Below are 21,431 nucleotides of genomic sequence, written 5' to 3' on the forward strand. Positions count from 1 at the left end.
TTAACAAGTTCTCATTCGGTGGGGGTATTTGCGTTCCGACCGGCCAAAATTACGCTGATTGTGTAGGCCGCATCCGGGGCCATGCCCGCCATAACGCCCGCAGCGCTTTCAGGTTTCATACGACCGATGAAACCAGCGGCAAATTTCGGGTCCATCTCTTCAAACAGAGCGGCCACATCTTTGGGCTTCATGGTCTCATACACTTGGGTGAGTCGCCCCAAATCGTCTTCGGCAGCGGTCTCAGACAAGGCGATCAAGCTGCGCAGACGCCCTTCGGCATCCTCCAGAGCGGCCAGTTTGCGGGTCACTTCGCCATCCGCGACGTTGAGCGCTTGCAGGCGATTCTTGATCTCTTTCTCACGCTGCTCGATGCGCTGTTCGCGTTCCTTGAACACAGCCATCAACTCGCGCAGGTCTTCTGGCGGCTCGCAGGTTTCTGGTTTGGCCATGCTGGCCAAGGGCGATTCAAAAAGCGGCTCTTCGCGCGCCAAAGCTTCATTGGCGCTGATACCCACGCGCACGGTGGCGGAGCCAATCAAAAACGTCGCGATCAGAAACAGACTTCCCTTGGACTGTTTCCGGCGCGCTTTCTTTTTGGCCTTCGCTTTCCCTGCCGGAGCGTCCGGCTTGGTCAACGTTTCCGCAGCCGCCTTGGCGCGGGTTTTCTTGGCGTCTTTTTTCATCACATACGCTCCAGTTAGGCGACGTGGCGTTTAAACATGGTGCCAGCTTCAGGCGCTTTGTCCTCTGCCGCAGGCTTCGCGGCCGCCGGTGCGGCCTCTGCCTGCATGGCTGCCAGAGCCATCGCCGCCTTTTTCTTGGCTTTTTTCTTGGCTTTTTTCTTGGCGCGACGGATCAACTTGGCTTCTTCTGCTGCAATGGCTTCTGCCTGCATCCGGGCCCAGTTTTCATCCTCGGCTGTTTCTTCCGCCGATTCGGGTTCCGCAATCTCTGCCTCTACAGGGGCCTCTGCCTTCGGTTCAGGGGTGTCTTCTACCTCTTCCGGTTCCGGCGCGGCCTTTGCTTTGGCAGGTTTTGCGTCTTCGATGTCGTGCATCGCGGCCATCATCAGCTCAAGACGTTTAGAAACCCCTTCTGCTCGCTGCGTTAGCGCTTCCAGGCGTTCGGTGGATTTACCAGCGGTGCCTTGTGCGGCCTTCAGGGTGCGGGTCATGTCGTCCACCTGGGCGGACAAAACCGCCACGGCTCCGCCCACACCTGATTCCAAATCGTTGAATTTGGACAGGCGGCGCGCTAGCACAAAACAATAGATGCCTGCCCCGAGGGCACCGGCTACCAACAAGATATCTGCGATCAAGTTCATCTCGACACTCCTCAGTTCAACACGAATTCCATGACCAGAAGGTCGGAAACTCGTTCAGGTCCGGTTACAATTTGTACGCGACGCAGCATTTGCGACCGCAGGGTCACCAGCGCATCCGGCGATTCGATGTCCGATGTGTTCAGCGCCCGCAGATAGCCGTTCAGCACATCCACAACACGCGGCAACACCCGCTCGACTTCTTCCTGATGATCGCTTGGCACTTCCAACTGGGCGCGGAACCGCAGGTAGTCGGCGCCGCCACTGGAAGTCAGTGAAACAATAAGAGGGTCCATGCCGACGTAAACAACGTCAGGCAGTGCTTCGATCTCTTCCGCAGGCGCCGATTCTTCGGCCACTTCAGCAGAATCATCCCCCAAAATCATGCCCGAATAGACGGCATAAAATCCGCCGCCGCCGCCAACCAAAGCCAGCACGAGCCCAATGATTAAAGGGAGTTTTGACGCTTTTTTCGGTGCGTCTTCTGTCTCGACAGTTTCGTCAGTCATCACAGGTTCCAAATTCTTTGTCCCTGCAACTTCTCCCATACAGAAACTAACCGATTATTAAGTCTGTTGAGAGAAACAGTTCGTGACGGTCGTGCAGAAGGTGCGATCCCACGGAGAAGAAACGTGCAACAATTTTTGAATATGTGGACAGCAATGGACAATCGGCGAAAGGTGATCGTCGTATTGGCCACGATTGCGGTTTTTGCGACCGTATTGTCTTTGGGTCGGGTCGCCACCAAACCGGGAATGGCCCTTCTATATAGTGGTTTGGAAAGCGGAGCGGCTGGCGATGTCGTCACAGCTCTGGAACAACGCGGCGCCATTTATGAAGTGCGCGGCGGATCTATTTATGTAGCTTCCGGTTCCCGGGATGAGCTGCGCATGACGCTCGCCAGCGAAGGTTTGCCTGCCAATACGACTCAGGGGTACGAGCTTCTCGATTCGCTTTCGGGTTTTGGCACCACCTCGCAAATGTTTGACGCAGCCTACTGGCGCGCCAAAGAAGGTGAGTTGGCTCGAACAATTGTTGTGAGCCCTCTGATCAGCCAGGCACGTGTGCATATTGCAAACGCCTCCTCCAATCCTTTTCAACGGCATATCAAACCGTCCGCCTCCGTGACGATCACCACACCTGCCGGAGATTTGCCCAACAAACATGCGCAAGCGCTGCGGTTTCTTGTGGCCTCTGCGGTCTCCGGTCTCTCTCCCGAAGATGTTGCCATTATTGATGGCAGCGGCGGTCTGGTGGGCGTGGCGGATGAAACCAGCACCAAAGTGGGTGACAATAAAGAAGAAGAAACCCGTCTGGCGGTTCAGCGTATGCTGGAAGCCCGCGTGGGTCCGGGCAATGCGGTTGTCGAAGTCAGCATCGAGACGGTGACCGAGACCGAATCTATCACCGAGCGTATTTTTGATCCTGCGAGCCGTGTGGCGATCAGCACCGACACCGAAGAGCGCAGCACCGATTCTCAAAACGCGGCCGGTCAGGTGACCGTGGCCTCCAATCTACCGGATGGGGATGCCGCCGGAAGCTCTGGCTCCACCAACCAGAACCGCGAAACCCGCGAGCGCATCAATTACGAGGTGTCCGAGACCCAGCGTGAAATTCTGCGTCAGCCTGGCGCGGTGAAACGTATGACTGTGGCGGTGTTGGTGAACGGCACACAAACCGAAAATGATCTTGGCGAGCCTGTTGTAACCCCGCGTCCCGACGAAGAACTCGAAGCGCTGCGTGAACTGGTGGCCTCTGCGGTGGGCTTTAACGAAGCCCGCGGGGACGTGATCACCCTGAAGTCGATGAACTTCCAGCCGGTCCTGCCAATGGGCACCTCTGCCGAATCCTCCATGTTTAAAGGCATGGAACTTGACCTGATGTCGATCATCCAAACCGCGGTGCTGGCGATTGTGGCGCTGGTACTGGGCCTGTTTGTGGTCCGTCCATTGCTGGCCGGTGGCGGCAGTCGCGAACTGAACGAACTGGGTGACGCCCCAATGTTGCCGGATCTTGGCGGTGAAGACGGTGACTTCCCGGCCATGGCGCCAATGATGGGCGACATGGGTGGCGACATGGGCATGCCAATGGCGATTGGCGACATGGGTGGCGACGTTGGTGGCCTGCCTGATCTGGGTGGCGGCCTGCCTGCGCTGGGCGGTGACGGTGGTGGCATGTCGCAATCTGATGCCGCAGACCGTCTGCGTGGCCTGATCAGCGACCGCAAAGATGAAACCGTGGAGATTCTCCGTAACTGGCTCGATGATCGTGAGGAAGCCTGATGTCGATTTCCCATCTGTTTGAAGACTTTGGCGGCATCACCGCCCCAGAGCCGGAACCTGTCGCAACACAGGAGGACGGCAATGAAGATGACATGCTCGAATCCTTTGAGCAGGGCTACAAAGCTGGTTGGGACGACGCGATCAGCGCCAAGTCGGAGGAACACGCCAGTGTGTCTGCTGCCCTCTCCACCAAATTGAACGATCTGTCTTTCACCTACCACGAGGCGCGCGAAGCGATTCTCGCCGATCTCGCCCCCACGGTGGAGAAAGCCATCATGACTGTGCTGCCAGAGGTGGCCCGTCAGGCCGTTGGCGCCTTGGCCGTGGAACAGCTGCACAAAATTGTGCGCGATAACAGTGAAACCCCGGTGGTGTTGTCCACAGCGCCGGATTGCTACCAGCCGGTCATCGACGTCATGCCCGAAGACCAAACATTCCCCGTCGAAGTGGTGCGCGACGAAAACCTGGCAGAAGGCCAGGTGCGTTTTGAATTTGCCCAACGCGAACGCCTGATTGATCTCAGCGAGGTTCTCGAAGCTGTTGCTGAAGCAATGGCTGCGTTCACACATGAAACACGCAAGGAGGCCCAGAATGGCTGATCCAACTCTCAAATCTGAATCCGGCAACCCGTTCACCTCTGTACCTGTGGAGATCACCATCTCCGTGGGCAAGGCACGACCGTTGATCGGCGACCTGCTGAACATGAACGAAAACTCGGTTCTGCCGCTCGACAAACGTGTGGATGACCCGGTGGAGCTTTATGTGGGCGACAAACTCATCGCCCGCGGCGAGCTTGAGGAAATGGAAGGCGGACAGGAAGGCCAGCTGGCCGTGCGCCTAACCGAAGTGGCAGAGTTCGAAAGCGGTCTGTGATGATCCGCGCGGCTTTTCTTGCCGTCACCTTCTCCACCGTCTTTCTCTTTATGGCAGATTCGGCCTCGGCGCAGGATCTGTCCATTCCGATCACCCAAGACGGCTCGCTGACGGCACGCAGCATTCAAATCTTTCTCCTGATCACGGTTCTCAGCCTCGCGCCGGGGATTGCGATCATGGTCACCTGTTTCCCTTTCATCGTGACGGTGCTCTCGATCCTGCGTCAGGCCATTGGTCTGCAGCAATCTCCGCCCAATATGATGATGGTCTCGCTGGCGATGTTCCTGACCTACTACGTCATGGAGCCGGTTTTCACACAGGCCTGGACCACTGGCGTCGAGCCCCTGATGGCGGAACTGATCGACATCGAAACCGCCTTTGAGCTGACCGCGGAACCCTTCCGTCAATTTATGGCCGCCCGCTTGGACCCGGACACCTACACCCATCTGGCGTCGTTGCGCCCGGATACGGTGGACACCGCCCCCGGCCCGGACTCGCCCCTATCGGTTCTGGTGCCCAGCTTCATGCTCTCGGAAATTGCCCGCGCGTTTCAGATCGGCTTCCTGATCTTCCTGCCGTTCCTGATCATCGACCTCGTGGTCGCCGCCGTGCTGATGTCCATGGGGATGATGATGGTCCCGCCCGCGATTGTGTCTTTGCCATTTAAACTGTCTTTCTTTGTGATCGCAGACGGCTGGAGCCTGATCGCAGGCAGTTTGGTGCGCAGCTACTTCTAAAACCGCACGCGCCGCTTCCCTTTTGAGGCGGCGCGTGGCACACATCGGATGACTCAATCCGTTAGCGCAATCAGGCGCGGAGCAGCCCCATGAATCTGAAAGCGACCTTGCTGGCCCTGCTGGCCTTTGCGATCTATTCCACCCACGACGTTGTGGTGAAACACCTCGGCGCGACGTTTTCGCCGTTCCAGATCGTGTTCTTTTCGTCGCTGTTTGGCTTCCCTTTGATCACCCTGATGCTGGTGCGCGACCCCACCCATGGCAATCTGCGCCCGGTGCACCCATGGTGGGTGGCGCTGCGGTCGCTCTGCGTGGTGATCTGCCCCACGGCTGCCTTTTACGCCTTTTCGGTGCTGCCATTGGCGCAGGTTTATGCGCTGCTGTTCTCCACACCTTTGCTGGTCACTGTCCTGGCGATTCCCGTCCTCGGCGAGAAAGTGGGCATCTGGCGTATGTTGGCGGTTCTGGTGGGCCTTTTGGGGGTGATGATTGTTGTTCGCCCCGGGGCAACCGAGTTGAACCTTGGCCACCTCGCGGCTTTGGTGGCTGCAGGCACCGCCGCATTGCAATCCGTTATCGTGCGCAAAATTGGCCAGGACGAGCGCCGTGTGGTGCTGATGCTCTATCCGCTTCTGATCAGCGTGGCCGTTATGTCCGTGGCGATGGCTTTTGTCTATCAGCCGGTTGCCGCGCCAGATCTGGCAGGATTCGCCATTGTGGCGGTGTTTGGCTTCATCGCCACCTTGCTCATGGTCTCCGCCTACACAATCGGCGAAGCCGCCTTGGTGGCGCCGATGCAGTATTCTCAGATCATCTGGGCTGTGATCTTTGGCATGCTGCTGTTTGACGAAACCCCGGATGCGCCGACCTTGATCGGCGCCGCGGTGATTGTTGCCAGCGGCCTCTTCATTATTGCCCGCGAGGCCACCGGCGGCACGTCCGAACAAACCCCCGTTCTGCGCACCCGCTCGCGCGGCCTGTCGCCCGGCAGCTTCCGCGTGAGCCAGGCTCTACGCCGTCCAGCACGCACTGATTTGGACTAGCCCAAGCCACAACGCCGCCGCGAGAGGCGCATAGCAATCACAGGTCTCATTTGAGGGTGCCAAAACAACAAAACCCCGCCAATGGCGGGGTTTTGTTTGAAAGTGGTGAGCCGTATAGGATTCGAACCTATGACCCACTGATTAAAAGTCAGTTGCTCTACCAACTGAGCTAACGGCCCACTCTCTGTGTTGGTGCGCGGTTACTATGCCGACTGACCGAGGGGGTCAACCCGATTCTCGAGAAAAATTTCACGATACTGGAAAAGGCTGTGCAACGGGCGTATATGCGCCCAATGGATACACGTGTTGAAACCCCTTTGGCGTTCATGAAAATGCATGGGCTGGGCAATGATTTTGTCGTTGTCGATGGCCGCATGCGCGCATTTGATCTGACCGAAGGTCAAATCACCGCCATCGCGCACCGGCAAAAAGGTGTGGGATTTGATCAGCTTGCGGTGATCACCCATGGCACAGAGGGCAGCAACGCAGACGCGCATCTGACGTTTTATAACGCCGATGGATCGACCTCGGCCGCTTGTGGAAATGCCACCCGTTGTATTGCGCGGCACCTGATGGATGTGTCGGGCGCTGAGTCGCTGACCCTGACCACGGATCGCGGCACTTTGTTTGCCCGTGAAGCCGGAAACGGTCTGGTGTCTGTGAACATGGGCCATCCGCAGCTTTTGTGGCACGAAGTGCCGCTTGCGCAGGAGATGGACACGTTAGAACTTCCCATCGACGGGACCCCTACGGCCACAGGCATGGGCAACCCGCATTGCACCTTCTTTGTCGACGATGTGGAAAGTGTGGACCTGGTGACCTTTGGCGCTGCACATGAGCATCACCCGCTTTATCCTGAGCGCACCAATGTGCAGGTCGCGCAGGTCATTGGCGAAAACCACATTCGTATGCGGGTCTGGGAGCGCGGTGTCGGCCCAACGCTGGCTTCAGGCTCTTCCAGCTGTGCCACCGCTGTGGCCGCCGCCCGCCGTGGTCTGACCGGCCGCGAGGTTCAGATTGATCTGGACGGCGGCACGCTTTGGATCAACTGGGCTGACGATGGCGTCTGGATGACGGGTGAGACCGAACATGTCATGTCCGGTCAGTTCAACGCTGCCTTTCTGGAGCGGCACAAATGACCGCCGCCGCGCCAAAGTTCACCACACTCGGCTGTCGTCTGAATTCTTACGAATCAGAGGCGATGAAAGACATGGCGCAATCCGCCGGTCTTGAGAACGCCGTGATCGTGAACACCTGCGCGGTGACGGCAGAGGCCGTGCGCAAAAGCCGTCAGGAAATTCGCCGCCTGCGCCGCGACAATCCTGATGCCCAGATCATCGTCACCGGCTGTGCCGCGCAAACTGAGCCTGAGACATTTGCCGCCATGGGCGAGGTCGACAAGGTCATTGGCAACACCGAAAAAATGAACCCCGCCACATGGCAGGGCATGGCCGCCGATTTCATTGGGGAAACCGAAAAGGTCCAGGTCGACGACATCATGTCGGTCACCGAGACCGCCGGTCACCTGATCGACGGTTTTGGCACCCGCGCGCGCGCTTATGTACAGGTGCAAAACGGCTGCGACCACCGTTGCACCTTCTGTATCATACCCTATGGCCGCGGCAATTCCCGCTCGGTCCCGGCCGGTGTGGTGGTCGATCAGATCAAACGGCTGGTGGACAAAGGCTTCAATGAAGTTGTGCTGACCGGCGTGGATCTGACCAGTTGGGGCGCGGATCAGCCGATGCAGCCCAAACTGGGCGATCTGGTCATGCGCATCCTCAAGCTGGTGCCGGACCTGCCGCGTCTGCGGATCAGCTCGATTGACAGCATCGAGGTGGACGAGAACTTGATGCTGGCCATCGCCACAGAGCCGCGCCTGATGCCGCATCTGCATCTGAGCTTGCAGCATGGCGATGATTTGATTCTCAAACGCATGGCGCGGCGGCATCTGCGGGATGACGCCATCCGCTTCTGTGAAGAGGCCAAAAAGCTGCGGCCGGAGATGACCTTTGGCGCGGACATCATTGCCGGCTTCCCGACTGAATCGGACGCGCATTTTGAAAACTCGCTGAAGCTGGTGCAGGAGTGCGACCTCACTTGGTTGCATGTTTTCCCCTATTCCAAGCGCGAAGGCACCCCGGCGGCCAAAATCCCAAGTCAGGTGAACGGCAACGTCATCAAGGCCCGCGCGGCGCAATTGCGCGACGCTGGGGCGGCGCAGGTGGAAAAACATTTGTCTTCGCAGCTTGGCAAGACCCATCACATCCTGATGGAAAACCCCACCATGGGTCGCACGGAACAGTTTACCGAAGTCGCCTTTGGCACCCCGCAAGAGGAAGGGGCGATTGTGACCGCATGTATCCTTGACGTGCGTGGGCAACAGCTGGTGGCCTAACCGCTTGGGGGCCAGCCCCCAAACCCCCGAGATATTTCTGGAATGAGAAAACAAGATGACTGAATTGCCCGCTCTCTATTCCTTTCGCCGCTGTCCTTATGCAATGCGCGCGCGTTTGGCCGTTGCGGTATCTGGCGTGGCAGTTGAACTGCGCGAGGTTCTACTGCGTGACAAGGCGCCTGCGTTTTTGGAGACCTCACCCAGTGGCACAGTTCCTTGCCTGAAAGCGGGGGATCTTGTGATTGACGAAAGTCTCGACGTGATGGTCTGGGCGCTGCAGCGAAAGGATCCGGAAGGCTGGCTGGATATGCCGGACTTGGGACATGAGTTGATTGCCGAGGCAGATGGTCCTTTTAAGGCCGCACTGGATCACACCAAATACCACAGCCGCTATCCGGAGCTGGACCCGGAAGAGTCGCGCGCTCAAGCCATGGCGTTTCTGTCCAAATTGGATCAGCAGATCGGTGACAAACTCTGGCTCTTTGGCGATATGCCGAGCCTGGCCGACATGGCGATTCTGCCGTTTGTGCGTCAGTTCGCATTCATCAACAAATCCCGCTTTGGTGTTGACGCCGGTCCCAATCTGTCCCGCTGGCTGGAGGCCTTTATCGCGTCCGAGCGTTTTGCGGCGATCATGCCCAAACTGCCCATGTGGCGCGAAGGCGATGTGCCACTGCGTTTTGAACGTGCAATTGCGGTTGCCAATCTCTAATCGCCCCTGCACGATCGCGCCAAATCAGAGACGAGGCGCATCATGCATCCCAATCCGGCGTTCCGCGGCACCGCAGAGGACAAGAACCTGGCTTTTGCCAAGGAGCGTGGCTTTGGCATGCTTGCAATCTCCGCAACCGATGCCGCCCCGATGGTGAGCCACGTGCCGTTTCTTATATCCGAAGATGGAAAAACCGCAGACCTGCACCTGGTGCGATCCAACCCAATGGCCCGCGCCGCAAAAAACGCCACACTCGCGCGATTGGCCGTGAGCGGGCCGGACAGCTATGTCTCCCCGGATTGGTACAACGCAGACGATCAGGTCCCAACGTGGAACTATGTCGCTGTACACCTCACCGGCCAGCTGTCCCCGTTGCCTCAGAACGACTTGCCCGATCTTTTGGACCGTCTATCCGCGCATTTCGAAGCCAACCTGTTGCCCAAACCGCCCTGGACCCGGGCTAAGATGACCGGCGACAGTTTCGATCGCATGTTGCGTATGATCGTGCCTTTTCGTCTGACAATCGACGATGTGCAGGGCACCTGGAAGCTTGGCCAGAACAAACCCAATGATGTGCGCCATGCGGCGGCGGATCAAATGGCCGCCTACGGTTTTGGCAGCGAGGCCCGTGAGCTCGCCGCCCTGATGCAATCCCCTTTTGCCGACCACGAAACGGAGTAATTGAGATGTCCAAATTGCAGCTGATCCATTCCCCGGCCTCGCCTTTCGTGCGCAAGGTGCGTGTGACCCTGGCAGAGACCGGCCAGACCGACGACGTCGAACTCACCCGCGTGCACACCACTGCGCTCAACACAGCGGATGAAGCCGCCGCTGCCAACCCGCTTGGCAAAATCCCCGCTTTGGTGCGCCAGGACGGCCCGGCGATTTACGACAGCCGCGTGATCTGTCGCTATCTGGTGGCGCGTGCCGGGGCGGACCTCTACCGAGAAGAGCGCCTTTGGGATGTGTTGACCTTAGAAGCCACCGCGGATGGCATTCTCGAAGCCGCCGTCTTGATGGTCTACGAAAAGCGCCTGCGCCCCGAAGAAATTGTGTTTGACGACTGGCTCACCGCGCAATGGGGCAAGGTCGAAGGCGCGCTGGATGCCCTAAATGAACGCTGGATGAGCCACCTGTTTGGACCGCTCGACATGGGGCAAATCGCCGTCGGCTGCGCGTTGGGCTATCTGGATTTCCGCCATGACGCCCGCAACTGGCGCCAAGGACGGGATGGGTTGGCAGGCTGGTACGCAGAGTTTTCAAAACGCGAAAGCATGCTAACCACGGTGCCAAGTGACTAAATCCCCACGCGTGGAGCCTGTCTAATCCTGGGGTGAACCTGTGGTCAAAATGCTCTAGGCTGATAGCCATAGATTTTTTGACCGCGCTTTTTCTGTTCGGTCCACTTGATTTGAGAAAGAGACTTGGATGCACGACGGACCCGATCCTGTCGAGGAAATGCGACAGGTGAATGTGCAGCAAAAGGCCTATTACGAGGCCACAAGCGCAGGCTGGATTTCTCCGGTGAATTCCTTCGCCACGAACCTGTGGTCCCGCCTGCGCCGCCGCGCGATGGTGGCGGTGTCCCATGAAGCACGCGAAGCTGTCTATGACACGCACAAGGCTTGGTTGGGCGACCTGTCGGATAAGAAAGTGTTGGATCTTGGTGCCGGCGCCGGGTCGCCTCTAAGCGGCTATCTTGCGCACCATGCCAAAGCGTACCACGCGGTGGAACTGAGCGGCATGCAGTTGGATCAGCTACGCGCCAACATAGGCACTGGCCCAACGCGTCATTTTATTGAGGCAGATTTTCTTGATCCAGCCTCAACGGACAGCGATTTTGACGTGATCTATGCCCATGCGGTGGTGCATCATTTTAGGTATCTCGATGTTTTGCTGGATGCATCACGTGACAAGCTGGTGCCAGGTGGGCAGATGATCACTTACGATCCTTGCCAGACCTGGCTTCCGATCCGGCTGTTTCGGGCTCTGTTCCGCCCTTTTCAATCGGATGCTGCATGGGAATTTCCGCTCACGCGTCCCGCAATGAACAGCATCGAAACCCGGTTTCTGGTGTCGCACAGATTGGGGGTCTTCAATCGGGGAAAGTGGGCGTTGATCTTGGGAATCTTTGCACCGAAGCTTGCGCAAAAGCACGGGGATCGCCTGTTCCTGGCAGACTTTGAGCCGGGCGCGGACACCCGGCTCACATCCAGTTTGCATGTGTCTTATGATCTTAGAAAACCCTGACGGAGTTTACTCCGCCGCAATCGGCGGCGTTTCCGCTTTTTCCACTCGCAGCGCCGAGAACTTGAACTCCGGGATTTTGCCGTAGGGGTCCAGCGCGGCATTGGTCAGAATATTGGCCGCCGCCTCAACATAAGCGAAGGGGAGGAACACGTTGTCCTCGGCCACTGCGCGGTCGGCCCGCGCCATCACGGTGAGTGAGCCGCGCCGGGTTGTCAGCTGCACATAGTCTCCTGGTGCGACTCCAAGCTTGCGCAGTGTGCGTGGATGCAAGGAACAGTTCGCCTCTGGCTCCAGCGCATCGAGCGTGCTGGCGCGGCGGGTCATTGAGCCGGTGTGCCAATGCTCCAGTTGACGCCCGGTGATCAGAACCATCGGATATTCAGGATCTGGAGTTTCCGCTGGTGAGACCACTTTCGCAGGGGTGAATTTCGCCCGCCCTTCTGGCCGCGGGAACCCGTCGCCAAACACAATCGCCTGCCCCGGATCCTCAGGGCTGAGGCTCGGGTAGGTCACGGCGGTTTTCTCCAACCGCTCCCATGTGATGTTGTCCAGCGAGCCCATGCCGAGCTTCATCTCGGCAAACACCTCCTTGGGATGCGTGTAGCTCCAATCCAGCCCCAGGCGCTTGGCCAGCTCCACCTCGATCCACCAGTCTTCCTTGGCCTCACCCGGTGGTGGGCACACCGGCCGCCCCATTTGTACTTGACGGTTGGTGTTGGTCACCGTGCCAGACTTTTCGTACCACGCCGAAGACGGCAGGATCACATCGGCATAGTTCGCGGTTTCCGTCAGGAAGATGTCCTGCACCACCAGATGCTCCAGATGGGCCAACGCTGCTCGCGCATGATCCACATCCGGGTCACTCATCGCCGGGTTCTCTCCCAAAATGTACATACCCTTGATATCGCCCTCATGGATCGCATCCATGATCTCCACCACGGTCAGGCCCTTCTGGTTGGAGAAATCTTCGCTCTCCCAAACTTCGGTGAACGCAGAGCGCACGCCGTCATCCATCACCGATTGATAATCTGGCAAGAACATCGGGATCAGCCCCGCATCAGAGGCGCCCTGTACGTTGTTCTGCCCACGCAGCGGGTGCAGGCCAGCGCCTGGGCGACCCACCTGGCCACTCATCAGCGCCAGCGAGATCAGGCAGCGCGCATTGTCCGTGCCGTGCACGTGCTGGCTCACGCCCATGCCCCAGAAAATCATCGCCGCCTTGGCTCCGGCAAAAGTGCGCGCCACATCGCGCAGCACATCCGCTTCAATGCCACAGATCTCTTCCATCTTTTCGGGCGGATAGTCCTTGAGGTGCTCTTTCATCACCTCCCAGTCTTCGGTGTAGGCCTCGATATATTGCTGATCGTAAAGCTTCTCCTCGACGATCACGTTCATGATGCCGTTTAACATCGACACGTCGGCGCCCGGCTTGAACTGCAACATATGGCTGGCAAAGCGTTTCATGCCGTGGCCGCGCGGGTCCATCACGATCAACTTGCCGCCGCGCTTCACAAATTGCTTGAAGTAGGTCGCCGCAACCGGGTGGTTTTCCATCGGGTTACAGCCAATAACAATCGCCACATCGGCGTTCTCGATCTCATTAAATGTCGCGGTCACTGCGCCGGAGCCGACATTCTCCATCAGCGCCGCCACAGAGGAGGCGTGACACAGCCTTGTACAGTGGTCGACGTTGTTATGACCAAAACCTTGTCGGATCAGTTTCTGGAACAGATAAGCCTCTTCGTTGGAACATTTCGCAGAGCCGAATCCGGCAATGTTAGTGCCTTTTTCCGCGCGCAGCCGTGCCATGCCACCGGCGGCAAAATCGAGCGCCTCGTCCCAACTTGCCTCGCGGAAATGGGTCATCAAATTTCCGGGATCTACATTCAGACCTTTGGGTGGCGCATCTTCGCGGCGAATGAGAGGTTTCGTCAGTCGGTGCGGGTGGTCGATATAGTCAAAGCCAAAGCGGCCTTTCACGCAGAGCCGGTTCTCGTTCGCTGGTCCGTCAATGCCTTCGACATATTGGATCTTGTTGTCCTTGACCTTGAATTTGATCTGGCAACCGACCCCGCAATAGGGGCAAACGCTCTCTACTTCCCGGTCAAAATCGGCGCTGTCACCGGCTTGATTTTCATCCAGCATGGCTGCAGGCATCAATGCCCCTGTGGGGCAGGCCTGCACACACTCTCCACAAGCCACACAGGAGCTTTCGCCCATAGCGTCGTCCTGATCAAAAATGATCTTTGCGGTGTTGTTGCGTCCGCTCATACCGATCACATCATTGACCTGCACCTCACGACACGCGCGTACACAGAGGTTGCAGTTGATGCAGGCGTCCAAATTGACGTTCATCGCCACATGCGAGGCGTCGAGCAACGGCACACGCTCTACCTCTTTGGCCGGGAATCGAGACTGTTCCACCCCAACTTGGTCGGCCATATCGGCAAAATGGCTGCTGGCGTCGTGCTTCACTTCGGGCTGATCCGCCACCAAAAGCTCGATCACCATTTCCCGCGCCTTTACCGCGCGTTCCGACTGGGTATTAACCACCATGCCCTCGGTCGCAGGCCGGATACAGGAGGCCGCTAACGTGCGTTCCCCTTCAACCTCCACGACACAGGCGCGGCAATTGCCATCCGGTCGATAGCCCTTGGCCGGTTTGTGGCACAGATGCGGAATCACAAATCCCTGTCCGTTGGCCGCATCCCAGATGGTGGTGCCTTCGGGTACAGTCACATCTTTCCCATCCAGGGAAAACGTCAACGTGTTGGTCTGGCTGGCGTCAAGCATGGCGACCCCTGTTGTCTATCGGTGTTGGTCGATCAAGATGGTATTGCCATCCGGATCTTGCAGCATCAGGCTCGCTGGCCCCTCAGAGGCTTCATCCGCCTCGCTCATCAACTCCAGCCCCTCGGCTTTGAGTTGTTTTTGCATATCCCGCACGTCGGTAAAACTGTCGGTGTTTTGCGCACTCTGATCCCAGCCGGGATTGAACGTCAGAATGTTGTCCTCAAACATGCCCTGAAACAGGCCGATGATGTGGTCGCCGTTCTTTAGGATGCACCAGTTCTCGGTGGGCTGCCCGCCCATCATCTTAAAGCCAAGCTTTTCATAGAAGGCTTTGCTCGCGGCCAAATCCTTCACCGCCAAACTCACCGAAAACGCCCCCAAATCCATGCTCGCCATCCTAAATCTCCTCGCTGAAATGCTTCATCACAAGGCGGATCGGATTGGGCGCAGCCTGCCCAAGGCCACAAATGCTGGCGTCACTCATCACCTGACATAGGTCTTCCAGCAGGGGCTGATCCCAACTGTCCGCATTCATGAGTTTAACAGCTTTTTCGCAGCCCGTCCGACACGGTGTACATTGCCCGCAACTCTCATCTTCAAAGAACTTCAGCATGTTTAGAGCCGCATCTCGCGCGCTATCTTGATCGGACAAGACCACCACCGCAGCAGAGCCAATGAAGGTGCCATGCGGCTGCAATGTGTCAAAATCCAGCGGCACATCGTTGAGCGTGGCGGGCAATAGGCCGGAGGACGGTCCGCCTGGCTGATAGGCCTTGAATCTATGACCTTCCGCCATACCGCCAGCGGCCTCTATGATGTCCAAAATGGTTGACCCGGCAGGCAGCAGGTAGACACCTGGATTGGCCACGCGTCCCGAAACAGAATAGTTGCGCAGCCCTTTGCGACCGTTCTTCTCCACGGAATTGAGCACCTCGGGACCAAACCGAGCAATTCGCGCCACCCAGTAGAGCGACTCGACGTTGTGAACGAGGGTAGGGCGATTAAAAATCCCAACCTGCGCCACAAACGGCGGGCGATGGCGGGGTAAACCACGTTTGCCTTCAATCGACTCGATCATGGCGCTTTCTTCGCCACAGATATAGGCCCCTGCGCCGCGTCGCACCTCGATGTAGTCGGGTGCCACCAGCCCGTCCTCAACCAGCTTGGCGATTTCCTTTTTCAGGATTTTGATGACACCGGGGTTCTCGTCGCGCATGTAAATATAGCAAGTCACCGCTTCCACCGCCCAAGCGGCAATAAGCATGCCTTCAAGGAACATATGTGGATTGCGCTCTAGGTGATGGCGGTCCTTGAACGTGCCCGGCTCCCCTTCGTCACCATTCACAGCAAGGTAGCGAGGACCAGCATTGGCGCGCACAAAGCCCCACTTGGTACCAGACGGAAAGCCTGCGCCGCCAAGGCCGCGCAGCCCTGCCTCAGTGATCTTGGCTTGAACCGCTTCCCAATCGCCGCCGTCGCGCAGGTCTTGAAGCGTCCGGTATCCTCCATCTGCCTTATATTCAGACAGCCCTTGGTAATCGCTGATCTGCGGGTGGGTTTCGCCCGCGTGCATAGCGGCAATTACTTTTTCTTCGGTGGCATGCAGAATGTGATTGTGGCCCAGTTCAATCACAGGTGCGGTGTCGCACCGCCCCATGCAGGGCGCCCGCAACACGCGTACCTGCTCCGGATCCATGCCAATTTCCAAAGCTTTTCGCAGCTGTTCTGCTCCGGCCAACTCGCAAGACAGCGAATCACAGACTCGAATGGTCAGGGCAGGAGGAGGGGTCTCATTTTCGCGTACCACATCAAAATGGGCGTAGAAGGTCGCCACCTCATAAATCTCTGCCTGTGCCAGCCGCATTTCTTCGGCCAGTGCGCGGATATGCGCGGCGGAGAGATGCCCGTAAGCGTCTTGAATAACGTGCAAATATTCGATCAGAAGATCCCGTCGGCGTGGCATATCCGCAAGCAGTGCTTGCACCTCGCTTAGGGCCACATCGTCAACCTGCCGCCCTTTGGGTGTGCGGCGCGATTTGCCCGTGCCTTTCTTCTTCCAAACTCCCTTGGAGTCGTCCAGCGGTACCATGGTCACCTCCCTGCCAGATAGGGTACGGTGACATCACGCAAAATGATAATCAATCATGTAAAACTTAAGTTGCGATCAGATTTTCTTATGACGCAACCAGCCCGAGTGTTCGTCGCAGCGCCTCTACCGTGGACAGTCCAGGGTCGCGATGGGGGGAAACCAGGCTCACGTCTTTCTCCTCCTCCGGCGAGGTGAGCGGCAAAGCAACTGTATTTGGCATATCGCCCAGACAATTGGCCAATCCTGCGGGGATCACAGTTGCGGCCACACCATTGGCAGCCATTAACATGGAAGCAGTGAATTCCCCGGTTTCTGCGACGATGTTGGGCAGCACACCAAGGTCGCGGAAAATTATATCCAAAATTCGCCGGTTCTGCATGCTGGGATCCAGAAGGCTCAACGGCAGCGCAGCGGCTTCTTCCCAGCTGGCGGTGCCGGTCTCACGCGGCGCCAGCGTTTTGGGCGCCAAAAGCAGGTAGTTCTCATTGTACATGTGCTCTACACGCAGCATCTCCGGCGAAATCCCTTCACCATAGGTGATGCCCGCGTCAAACACGCCGTTTTCCAGCCCTTGTTGGATTGCCAGCGACGACACGGTTTGCAGGCGCACAATGATGCCGGGATGATCTGCTCTCAACTTCTGGACTGCCTCGGCCGCGAAACCGACAGCTGTTGGAATGACGCCAATGGTCAATCGGCCTGAGATGTTGCCACCCGCCGAGCGGAACTCCTCTTCCAGCAGCTTCATGTCGTCCATGATCTTGCGGGCATGCCGCACCAGAGCTTCCCCTTCTGGCGTGAATCCCTGAAACCGGTTGCCCCGTTTCACAACCGCCGCATCAAGCCGCTCTTCCAGCTTGCGAATACGCATGCTGAAGGCGGGTTGCGATACGCCGCATTCCTCCGCAGCCCGCGCAAAATGCCCATGGCGCGCAAGAGAAGAGAGAAATTCGAGGTCTTTCAGGCTGATCACGCCACGTCTCCCGTTTTGCAATGGGGCCAAGCTGTAGCGGCTTTCCCGCAAGCAAGCCAGCATTGCTGTTTCCAGCGATTCGACCGGATTTGGGCTCTGATCTTAAGGTGTGGGTAAGATAAGTGCGCTTGAACACCCCATTTGGGCCGCAACAAGCGCGACAGAGAGACGCGACCTTGAAAGATAAGCGAATGTTCGCTGGACGGGTTGCAACACCTTCGTTAAATAGCGGCGGAGAGAGGCTGCGTTTTCGCGGTCCAGTTTTACATAGATCGGCCTTCTGGCCGGTTGTATAGGAGGAACCTCGTGTCCCACGCAGAAGATCACGAAGGCACCCGGAGAGACTTTCTCTACTACGCCACTGCCGGCGCAGGTGCCGTGGCAACCGGTGCCGCCGTATGGCCGCTGGTCAATCAAATGAACCCCTCCGCCGACGTACGCGCGCTGTCTTCGATTCGCGTTGATACGTCTGGCATTGAGCCGGGTACGCAGCTGACCGTTAAATGGCTGGGAAAGCCGGTGTTTATTCGCCGCCGCACACAGCAGGAAATCGATGACGCTCGCGCGGTCAACGTGGACGAGCTGTCCATCGACCAGGGCTCTCAGAACGCCAACAAGCCAGGCACCGATGCGGCGGATGAAAACCGCTCCATGGACGAAGCCGGCGAATGGCTGGTGATGATGGGTGTGTGTACCCACCTCGGTTGTGTGCCTCTCGGCGACGGCGCGGGTGACTTCGGCGGCTGGTTCTGCCCCTGTCACGGCTCCCACTACGACACCTCCGGCCGCATCCGCAAAGGTCCGGCTCCTGAAAACCTCCACGTTCCTGTTGCCCGTTTTGAGGGCAGCGAACTGGTCCTCGGATAAGGAACGCGCGAATGTCTGGTATTCCACACGACCACTACGAACCTAAATCCAAGCCAACCAAATGGGTTGAAAGCCGCCTGCCGGTTATCGGCTTGCTCTATGACACCCTGATGATCCCAACACCAAAGAACCTGAACTGGTGGTGGATCTGGGGTATCGTTCTGGCGTTCTGCCTGGCGCTGCAGATTGTCACCGGCATTGTTCTGGTGATGCACTACACCCCACACGTGGATCTGGCCTTTGCCTCCGTTGAGCACATCATGCGCAACGTGAACGGCGGTCACATGATCCGCTATCTGCACATGAACGGCGCCTCGCTGTTCTTCTTTGCGGTCTACATCCACATTTTCCGTGGCCTCTACTATGGCTCCTACAAGGCCCCACGTGAGATCACATGGATTGTCGGTATGATCATCTACCTGTTGATGATGGCCGCAGGCTTTATGGGCTACGTACTGCCTTGGGGTCAGATGTCCTTCTGGGGTGCAACCGTGATCACCGGCCTGTTTGGTGCGATCCCGTTCATCGGTGAAGCTATCCAAACCTGGCTGCTCGGCGGACCAGCGGTGGACAACGCCACGCTGAACCGCTTCTTCTCGCTGCACTACCTGGTGCCGTTTGTGATTGCCGCGCTGGTGATCGTCCACATCTGGGCGTTCCACACCACCGGCAACAACAACCCAACCGGTGTTGACGTGCGCAAAGGCTCCAAAGAAGAAGCCGAGAAAGACACCCTGCCGTTCTGGCCCTACTTCGTGATCAAAGATCTCGTGGGTCTGGCAATTGTTGTCACCATCTTCTTCGCCATCGTTGGCTTCATGCCAAACTACCTGGGTCACCCGGACAACTACATCGAAGCGAACCCGCTGGCGACACCTGCACACATCGTGCCTGAGTGGTACTTCCTGCCGTTCTACGCGATCCTGCGTGCCTTCACCGCAGACGTTTGGGTTGTGATGTTCACCAGCTGGATCACCGGCGGCATCATCGATGCGAAGTTCTTCGGTGTTCTGGCGATGTTTGGCGCGATCATCGCGATGGCTCTGGTGCCATGGCTCGATACCTCCCGCGTGCGCTCCGGTCGTTTCCGTCCGATGTTCAAGTGGTGGTACGCCCTTCTGGTTGTCGACTTCATCGTTCTGATGTGGGCCGGCGCAATGCCAGCAGAGCCGCCATACTCCACCATCTCTTTGATCGGTGCGACCTACTGGTTTGCTTACTTCTTCGTAATCTTGCCGATCCTCGGCGTGATCGAGAAGCCGCTGACACCACCGGCGACCATCGAAGACGATTTCAACGCCCATTACGGCAAACCTGCCGAACCTGCTGAATAAGAAGGACAACAGCCATGCTTAAGAAGCTTAGCATTTCCGCCCTCGCGGCCCTGTCCCTGTCGGCTGGTGCTGCCATGGCAGCAGGTGGCGCAGGCCACATCGAAGACGTTGCCTTCTCCTTTGAAGGTCCGTTTGGCAAGTTCGACCAGAACCAGCTGCAACGTGGTCTTCAGGTCTACACTGAGGTTTGTGCCGCGTGTCACGGTCTGAAGTACGTGCCGCTGCGCACCCTGGCTGACGAAGGTGGTCCACACCTGCCGGAAGATCAGGTGCGTGCCTACGCTGCGCAGTTCGACATCTTTGATCCGGAGCTGGACGATGATCGCCCACGTAAGGTCACTGACCACTTCCCCGAAAGTGGTCTGCCTGAAGCACCTGACCTGAGCCTGATGGCCAAAGCACGTGCGGGCTTCCACGGCCCATACGGTACCGGCATCAACCAGATGGTCAAAGGCATGGGTGGCGCAGAGTACATCTACTCTCTGATGACCGGTTACACCGGCAAAGAGAAAGAAGAAGCTGGCACCACTTTCTACGAGAACACCGCCTTCCCAGGTGGCTGGATCGCCATGGCACCGCCGCTGTACGAAGACCAGCTTGAGTTTGCGGACGGTCACTCCAACGACATTCACCATGTCGCAGAGGATATCTCTGCCTTCTTGATGTGGACCGCCGAGCCCAAGATGATGGCGCGTCAGCGCGCAGGTCTGACCGGCGTTCTGTTCCTGTCCCTGCTCAGCGTGTTGCTCTACCTGACCAACAAGAAGCTCTGGGCGCCTATCAAAGGCAAAAAGCTCAACCTCTGATGAGCTGATCAGGACCTAAAGTTAAGCGCCCCGCTGGTTTTTTCAGCGGGGCGTTTTCATTTTTTGCTTGGGAAAACCATAGAATCGGGCGCAGACTGGATCAGGCGACGGGACTCACAGGACCGGAGGCTCTAGATGTTTCGACTTTTCTCGGCACTATCGACTTTGCTCATTTGGGGCAGCAGCCCGCTTTGGGCCAACCCAATAACCCTTTCGGATTCAGATGATTGGCGCATTCGCGGCACGCTTGGCCTGTTTGCAGCTGCCAGGACAAATGGCGATGTCACCGTTGCGGGCAATACGGCCGCGCTGGACATGAACTTAAGAGACGCGCTGGAGCATCTGGATTTCACAACCACTGGCCGTCTGGAGGCCTGGCACGGGCGTTTAGGCCTGATTGCCGAGGGCCACTACATCGGACTAAGCGAGACGGCCAATATCTCCGCTGGTCCCGGGGCCGGCCGATCTGCTGAGGTGGATTCCACCCAAAGCTGGCTTGGACTTTTGGTTGGCTATCGCGCCATCAGTGGCGAAATGGGCAATGGGCGCCCCTATGCCTTCGATGTTCAAGGCGGCGCGCGCTACAACCGCCTGACACAAAGCGTTGTCGGCTCTGGCGGGCTGGTGAACGCAGGCGGCACAGAGCGCTGGTGGGAGCCTGTGGTCGGTGCGCGCTATGCGTGGGAGATCGCGGACAGCTGGACGGGCGCAGTGGCGGTGGATGCCAGCGGCTTTGGCGCCAACGGCAACGACCTTGCCTGGAGCGCCAACTTGGCGATCTCCAAACAATTCAACGAACGCTCGTCGGTGGTGTTTGGTTGGCGGCACTATGACATCAACTTTGAAACCACCCGCACGGACGGAGCCTTTGGCGCGGATTTCTACTCAACTGGTCCCTTCATTGCCTACGCCTATACCTTCAAGTGAGCTCCGCATTTGAATAAAGCCAACAA

General features: G+C 57.9%; 22 protein-coding genes and 1 tRNA gene. 15 read left to right on the forward strand and 8 right to left on the reverse strand.

Annotated features, from left to right (window positions below):
- Positions 1 to 11 precede the first annotated feature (11 nt).
- From MK208_RS07650 to MK208_RS07660, 3 genes are read right to left on the reverse strand one after another with little or no spacing between them, the layout of a single operon-like run.
- A complete protein-coding gene (locus MK208_RS07650; protein WP_294115556.1) occupies positions 12 to 683 on the reverse strand; it encodes a hypothetical protein in 672 nt (223 codons plus the stop codon).
- Between the two features lie 14 nt (positions 684 to 697).
- Positions 698 to 1,324: a hypothetical protein gene (locus tag MK208_RS21080; protein WP_366010679.1), complete on the reverse strand. Its 627-nt coding sequence runs from the start codon at positions 1,322 to 1,324 to the stop codon at positions 698 to 700.
- Between the two features lie 11 nt (positions 1,325 to 1,335).
- Positions 1,336 to 1,830, reverse strand: a complete 495-nt coding sequence (locus tag MK208_RS07660; protein ID WP_294115557.1) for a flagellar basal body-associated FliL family protein — start codon at positions 1,828 to 1,830, stop codon at positions 1,336 to 1,338.
- Between the two features lie 141 nt (positions 1,831 to 1,971).
- Between MK208_RS07660 and fliF the strand changes: the two genes are divergently transcribed.
- From fliF to MK208_RS07685, 5 genes are all read left to right on the forward strand, one after another.
- Positions 1,972 to 3,603: a flagellar basal-body MS-ring/collar protein FliF gene (gene fliF, locus MK208_RS07665; RefSeq protein ID WP_294115792.1), complete on the forward strand. Its 1,632-nt coding sequence runs from the start codon at positions 1,972 to 1,974 to the stop codon at positions 3,601 to 3,603.
- Positions 3,603 to 4,202 (forward strand): hypothetical protein, encoded by a 600-nt coding sequence (locus MK208_RS07670; RefSeq protein ID WP_294115558.1) that lies wholly within the window; start codon positions 3,603 to 3,605, stop codon positions 4,200 to 4,202. Before fliF ends, MK208_RS07670 begins: the two co-directional genes overlap by 1 nt.
- Positions 4,195 to 4,476 (forward strand): FliM/FliN family flagellar motor C-terminal domain-containing protein, encoded by a 282-nt coding sequence (locus MK208_RS07675; protein WP_294115559.1) that lies wholly within the window; start codon positions 4,195 to 4,197, stop codon positions 4,474 to 4,476. The genes MK208_RS07670 and MK208_RS07675 overlap by 8 nt, the downstream gene beginning before the upstream one ends.
- Positions 4,476 to 5,213 (forward strand): flagellar type III secretion system pore protein FliP, encoded by a 738-nt coding sequence (gene fliP, locus MK208_RS07680; protein ID WP_294115560.1) that lies wholly within the window; start codon positions 4,476 to 4,478, stop codon positions 5,211 to 5,213. Before MK208_RS07675 ends, fliP begins: the two co-directional genes overlap by 1 nt.
- Before the next feature lie 89 nt (positions 5,214 to 5,302).
- On the forward strand, positions 5,303 to 6,256 hold the full coding sequence (locus MK208_RS07685) for a DMT family transporter (protein ID WP_294115562.1): 954 nt from the start codon (positions 5,303 to 5,305) through the stop codon (positions 6,254 to 6,256).
- 103 nt (positions 6,257 to 6,359) lie between these two features.
- On the opposite strand, the gene MK208_RS07690 is transcribed toward MK208_RS07685, so the two are convergent.
- A tRNA-Lys gene (locus MK208_RS07690) sits at positions 6,360 to 6,435 on the reverse strand.
- 105 nt (positions 6,436 to 6,540) lie between these two features.
- Here MK208_RS07690 and dapF point away from each other — a divergent pair.
- From dapF to MK208_RS07720, 6 genes are all read left to right on the forward strand, one after another.
- Positions 6,541 to 7,395 (forward strand): diaminopimelate epimerase, encoded by an 855-nt coding sequence (dapF, locus tag MK208_RS07695; protein WP_294115566.1) that lies wholly within the window; start codon positions 6,541 to 6,543, stop codon positions 7,393 to 7,395.
- A complete protein-coding gene (gene mtaB / locus MK208_RS07700) occupies positions 7,392 to 8,654 on the forward strand; it encodes a tRNA (N(6)-L-threonylcarbamoyladenosine(37)-C(2))-methylthiotransferase MtaB (RefSeq protein ID WP_294115569.1) in 1,263 nt (420 codons plus the stop codon). The genes dapF and mtaB overlap by 4 nt, the downstream gene beginning before the upstream one ends.
- A gap of 55 nt (positions 8,655 to 8,709) precedes the next feature.
- Complete coding sequence (locus tag MK208_RS07705; RefSeq protein WP_294115571.1) at positions 8,710 to 9,366, forward strand: glutathione S-transferase; 657 nt, start codon at positions 8,710 to 8,712, stop codon at positions 9,364 to 9,366.
- A 42-nt stretch (positions 9,367 to 9,408) separates the two neighbouring features.
- On the forward strand, positions 9,409 to 10,047 hold the full coding sequence (locus tag MK208_RS07710) for an FMN-binding negative transcriptional regulator (protein ID WP_294115573.1): 639 nt from the start codon (positions 9,409 to 9,411) through the stop codon (positions 10,045 to 10,047).
- Positions 10,048 to 10,061: 14 nt separating this feature from the next.
- Positions 10,062 to 10,667 (forward strand): glutathione S-transferase, encoded by a 606-nt coding sequence (locus MK208_RS07715; RefSeq protein ID WP_294115793.1) that lies wholly within the window; start codon positions 10,062 to 10,064, stop codon positions 10,665 to 10,667.
- 127 nt (positions 10,668 to 10,794) lie between these two features.
- Positions 10,795 to 11,616, forward strand: coding sequence for a class I SAM-dependent methyltransferase (locus tag MK208_RS07720; RefSeq protein WP_294115576.1), 822 nt, complete (start codon positions 10,795 to 10,797; stop codon positions 11,614 to 11,616).
- 6 nt (positions 11,617 to 11,622) lie between these two features.
- Here MK208_RS07720 and fdhF read toward each other — a convergent pair whose 3' ends face one another.
- The 4 genes from fdhF to MK208_RS07740 all read right to left on the reverse strand — a co-directional run bounded on the left by fdhF (position 11,623) and on the right by MK208_RS07740 (position 17,471).
- Positions 11,623 to 14,409 (reverse strand): formate dehydrogenase subunit alpha, encoded by a 2,787-nt coding sequence (gene fdhF / locus MK208_RS07725; protein WP_294115578.1) that lies wholly within the window; start codon positions 14,407 to 14,409, stop codon positions 11,623 to 11,625.
- A 15-nt stretch (positions 14,410 to 14,424) separates the two neighbouring features.
- On the reverse strand, positions 14,425 to 14,805 hold the full coding sequence (locus MK208_RS07730) for a VOC family protein (protein ID WP_294115580.1): 381 nt from the start codon (positions 14,803 to 14,805) through the stop codon (positions 14,425 to 14,427).
- Between the two features lies 1 nt (position 14,806).
- A complete protein-coding gene (locus tag MK208_RS07735) occupies positions 14,807 to 16,498 on the reverse strand; it encodes an NAD(P)H-dependent oxidoreductase subunit E (protein WP_294115583.1) in 1,692 nt (563 codons plus the stop codon).
- 85 nt (positions 16,499 to 16,583) lie between these two features.
- Positions 16,584 to 17,471: a LysR family transcriptional regulator gene (locus MK208_RS07740; RefSeq protein WP_294115584.1), complete on the reverse strand. Its 888-nt coding sequence runs from the start codon at positions 17,469 to 17,471 to the stop codon at positions 16,584 to 16,586.
- Between the two features lie 306 nt (positions 17,472 to 17,777).
- On the opposite strand from MK208_RS07740, the gene petA reads away from it, so the two are divergent.
- From petA to MK208_RS07760, 4 genes are all read left to right on the forward strand, one after another.
- Positions 17,778 to 18,338, forward strand: coding sequence for a ubiquinol-cytochrome c reductase iron-sulfur subunit (gene petA / locus MK208_RS07745; protein WP_294115586.1), 561 nt, complete (start codon positions 17,778 to 17,780; stop codon positions 18,336 to 18,338).
- Between the two features lie 11 nt (positions 18,339 to 18,349).
- A complete protein-coding gene (gene petB / locus MK208_RS07750) occupies positions 18,350 to 19,672 on the forward strand; it encodes a cytochrome b (RefSeq protein ID WP_294115588.1) in 1,323 nt (440 codons plus the stop codon).
- Positions 19,673 to 19,686: 14 nt separating this feature from the next.
- Positions 19,687 to 20,478, forward strand: a complete 792-nt coding sequence (locus tag MK208_RS07755) for a cytochrome c1 (RefSeq protein ID WP_294115590.1) — start codon at positions 19,687 to 19,689, stop codon at positions 20,476 to 20,478.
- Between the two features lie 135 nt (positions 20,479 to 20,613).
- Entirely contained in the window at positions 20,614 to 21,405 is a 792-nt protein-coding gene (locus tag MK208_RS07760; RefSeq protein ID WP_294115593.1) for a hypothetical protein, read from the forward strand.
- Positions 21,406 to 21,431: the final 26 nt, after the last annotated feature.

The sequence above is a fragment of the Shimia sp. genome (assembly GCF_022448905.1).
GTDB lineage: Bacteria > Pseudomonadota > Alphaproteobacteria > Rhodobacterales > Rhodobacteraceae > Shimia.

Excerpts from the sequence above, each read along its gene's own strand:
- MK208_RS07650 (WP_294115556.1), bottom strand. The coding sequence starts at position 683 with ATGAAAAAAGACGCCAAGAAAACCCGCGCCAAGGCGGCTGCGGAAACG.
- MK208_RS21080 (WP_366010679.1), bottom strand. The coding sequence starts at position 1,324 with ATGAACTTGATCGCAGATATCTTGTTGGTAGCCGGTGCCCTCGGGGCA.
- MK208_RS07660 (WP_294115557.1), bottom strand. The coding sequence starts at position 1,830 with ATGACTGACGAAACTGTCGAGACAGAAGACGCACCGAAAAAAGCGTCA.
- fliF (WP_294115792.1), top strand. The coding sequence starts at position 1,972 with ATGTGGACAGCAATGGACAATCGGCGAAAGGTGATCGTCGTATTGGCC.
- MK208_RS07670 (WP_294115558.1), top strand. The coding sequence starts at position 3,603 with ATGTCGATTTCCCATCTGTTTGAAGACTTTGGCGGCATCACCGCCCCA.
- MK208_RS07675 (WP_294115559.1), top strand. The coding sequence starts at position 4,195 with ATGGCTGATCCAACTCTCAAATCTGAATCCGGCAACCCGTTCACCTCT.
- fliP (WP_294115560.1), top strand. The coding sequence starts at position 4,476 with ATGATCCGCGCGGCTTTTCTTGCCGTCACCTTCTCCACCGTCTTTCTC.
- MK208_RS07685 (WP_294115562.1), top strand. The coding sequence starts at position 5,303 with ATGAATCTGAAAGCGACCTTGCTGGCCCTGCTGGCCTTTGCGATCTAT.
- dapF (WP_294115566.1), top strand. The coding sequence starts at position 6,541 with ATGCGCCCAATGGATACACGTGTTGAAACCCCTTTGGCGTTCATGAAA.
- mtaB (WP_294115569.1), top strand. The coding sequence starts at position 7,392 with ATGACCGCCGCCGCGCCAAAGTTCACCACACTCGGCTGTCGTCTGAAT.
- MK208_RS07705 (WP_294115571.1), top strand. The coding sequence starts at position 8,710 with ATGACTGAATTGCCCGCTCTCTATTCCTTTCGCCGCTGTCCTTATGCA.
- MK208_RS07710 (WP_294115573.1), top strand. The coding sequence starts at position 9,409 with ATGCATCCCAATCCGGCGTTCCGCGGCACCGCAGAGGACAAGAACCTG.
- MK208_RS07720 (WP_294115576.1), top strand. The coding sequence starts at position 10,795 with ATGCACGACGGACCCGATCCTGTCGAGGAAATGCGACAGGTGAATGTG.
- fdhF (WP_294115578.1), bottom strand. The coding sequence starts at position 14,409 with ATGCTTGACGCCAGCCAGACCAACACGTTGACGTTTTCCCTGGATGGG.
- MK208_RS07730 (WP_294115580.1), bottom strand. The coding sequence starts at position 14,805 with ATGGCGAGCATGGATTTGGGGGCGTTTTCGGTGAGTTTGGCGGTGAAG.
- MK208_RS07735 (WP_294115583.1), bottom strand. The coding sequence starts at position 16,498 with ATGGTACCGCTGGACGACTCCAAGGGAGTTTGGAAGAAGAAAGGCACG.
- petB (WP_294115588.1), top strand. The coding sequence starts at position 18,350 with ATGTCTGGTATTCCACACGACCACTACGAACCTAAATCCAAGCCAACC.
- MK208_RS07755 (WP_294115590.1), top strand. The coding sequence starts at position 19,687 with ATGCTTAAGAAGCTTAGCATTTCCGCCCTCGCGGCCCTGTCCCTGTCG.
- MK208_RS07760 (WP_294115593.1), top strand. The coding sequence starts at position 20,614 with ATGTTTCGACTTTTCTCGGCACTATCGACTTTGCTCATTTGGGGCAGC.